Source organism: Lederbergia ruris (assembly GCF_018332955.1).
GTDB lineage: Bacteria > Bacillota > Bacilli > Bacillales > Bacillaceae_C > Lederbergia > Lederbergia ruris.
Map to the genome: position 1 here is coordinate 1 of NZ_BORB01000080.1, position 2,456 is coordinate 2,456.

The following is a 2,456-nucleotide window of genomic DNA, read 5'->3' on the forward strand; positions in this document are numbered from 1 at the left end:
TTGAGTGTTGTGTGGTAACTTCATTCTACTAGAAAGGGCGATTTTTTTGTATGTATTTTTAGTAAAAATAGGAAAGGTTGTCACAGGAAGTCGTTTTTCAACGACTTTCTGGACAGCCCCTTTTTAGCTTGTTTATAGCTGGGATATTCAGACCGAATTGCATTGATCACATAGATTACTATAACACTCGTGCTGTTCGTTAATCTTTTCACCGCATTGTGTGCATTTTTTAGGGGGTAAGTCCTTGAAGAATTCTACGATGTTTTGAATCATGGTTCCCTTCTCCCTCCCTTTTTGTTATGGTACTGTATTTGTTAATTCGAATTGTATTATAACAGAATGGTGATGTCAATAAAAATCTTCAAAACATGAAAAAAATATCGAAATAAAGTATAGTTAATTTGACGGATAAGGAGTGTGAGATATGAAATTAACAGTGATTGGACATTGGGGAGGCTTTCCGAAAGTGGGAGAAGCCAGCTCAGGTTATTTATTAGAGCATGAAGGTTTCAAGCTTCTACTGGACTGTGGGAGTGCTGTATTATCACAGTTACAATTTTATTTGAAACCAACGGAATTAGATGCGGTTATTATTTCGCATTACCATCCGGATCATGTAGCCGATATTGGCGTGCTCCAGCATGCTTTAATCATTGGAAAATACACGGAGGGATTTTCTGGGAATTTACCTATTTATGGGCATGAAGAAGATCAAGCTGGATTTACAGCTTTAACGTATAAAAATTTAACAACTGGTGTGGTCTATAAAGGCGATCAATCGTTACATATTGGTCCATTTCAAATGGAGTTTATCAAGACCGTTCACCCAGTACCTTGTTATGCGATGCGCATTCAAGCTGGTTCAAAAACACTTATCTATACAGCTGATACAGCTTACTTTCCTGAACTTGCGAACTTCGCACAAGAAGCAGATTTACTATTATGTGAATCTAATTATTACAAGGATATGAAGAAATCAGCTGTCAATCATATGACAAGTGACCAAGCAGGGCAATTAGCTCAATCGGCGAACGCGAAGAAGTTGCTCCTTACGCATTTACCCCATTTCGGGGATTATGAACAATTAATCTCTGAAGCAAAGGAAGAGTATTCAGGCGATATCATCCTTGCTTCATCAGGACTTACCGTCACTATTTAACTAGGAGGTTTCAACATGTTGTTTATTGATAATCAGGGGATTACAGACCCTCGTATAAACTTAGCAATTGAAGAATATGCATTAAAGCATTTAGATATTAACCAAGATTATTTATTATTTTATATTAACGAACCATCCATTATTATCGGGAAAAATCAGAATACCATTGAGGAAATTAATACCGATTATGTAGAGAAAAATGGTATTCACGTCGTTCGCCGTTTGTCCGGGGGTGGCGCTGTTTATCATGATCTTGGCAATTTAAACTTTAGCTTTATTACAAAAGATGAAGGGGACAGCTTTCTAAATTTTAAAAAGTTCACAGAGCCTGTTGTGAAAGCACTGAATAAATTAGGTGTACAAGCCGAAATGAAGGGTAGAAATGATCTGGTCGTGGGGGAACGAAAAATTTCAGGAAATGCTCAATTCTCGACCCGAGGAAGAATGTTTAGTCACGGCACTCTAATGTTTGACTCGGAAATTGAAAATGTGGTGTCAGCCCTTAAAGTGAGAAAAGATAAAATTGAATCAAAGGGAATTAAATCGATTCGCAGCAGGGTGGCGAATATTTCGGAATTTATGGATGAAAGGATATCGACAGAAGAATTTAGATCCATCTTACTGCGGAATATTTTCGAAGATGTTTTCCCTGTGCCAGAATATAAATTAACAGAAAAAGATTGGGAAAAAATTCAGCAAATTTCAAAAGAGCGATACCAAAACTGGGATTGGAATTACGGAAAATCACCGAAATTTAATTTACAGTTCTCGCATCGTTTTCCTGTTGGTCTCATTGAGTTCCGCTTAAATGTTCAAAAAGGCCAAATTACAGATTGTAAAATATTTGGTGACTTTTTTGGCGTTGGGGATGTAGAAGAAGTTGAAAAAGCCTTAACCAATATCCGCTATGAACGATCTGAAATTGCTCGCTCCCTAGAGCACTTGGATATCCCCCATTATTTTGGTAATGTAGCTAAAGATGAGATTATTGAACTGATTTATTAATCAGTGGTGCACCAAAGACTCCCAAACGCGATTTGGAAGTCTTTTCTTTTTTTGATGATACTTAACAAGAATTTTTTCAAGATCTTAAGCTGTTATCCGGGTAAAATTAAAATAAGTTGAATAGTTCTAAATGAGACAAAAAATTCTACATATAATAAGAGATGGGGTAGTGTCAAAAATTCTATGAAAACAAAAGCCTAAAGTAGCTCTAAGGTCTAAATGTGGTGGTAAGCTGCCGCAATCGCTCTTGACAAACACGCCAATGGTTTGAATTCAGGCTAACAAGGGCGAA

The 2,456-nt window shown here is 36.8% G+C and carries 3 protein-coding genes; 2 read left to right on the forward strand and 1 reads right to left on the reverse strand.

The window, feature by feature from the left end; genetic code table 11:
• Positions 1-147: 147 nt before the first annotated feature.
• On the reverse strand, positions 148-273 hold the full coding sequence (gene yhfH, locus KI363_RS21430; RefSeq protein WP_158323753.1) for a protein YhfH: 126 nt from the start codon (positions 271-273) through the stop codon (positions 148-150).
• Positions 274-424: 151 nt separating this feature from the next.
• Between yhfH and KI363_RS21435 the strand changes: the two genes are divergently transcribed.
• Positions 425-1,159, forward strand: coding sequence for an MBL fold metallo-hydrolase (locus KI363_RS21435; RefSeq protein WP_212967597.1), 735 nt, complete (start codon positions 425-427; stop codon positions 1,157-1,159).
• A gap of 15 nt (positions 1,160-1,174) precedes the next feature.
• Positions 1,175-2,164, forward strand: coding sequence for a lipoate--protein ligase (lplA, locus tag KI363_RS21440; protein WP_158323751.1), 990 nt, complete (start codon positions 1,175-1,177; stop codon positions 2,162-2,164).
• The last annotated feature ends 292 nt before the right edge of the window (positions 2,165-2,456 follow it).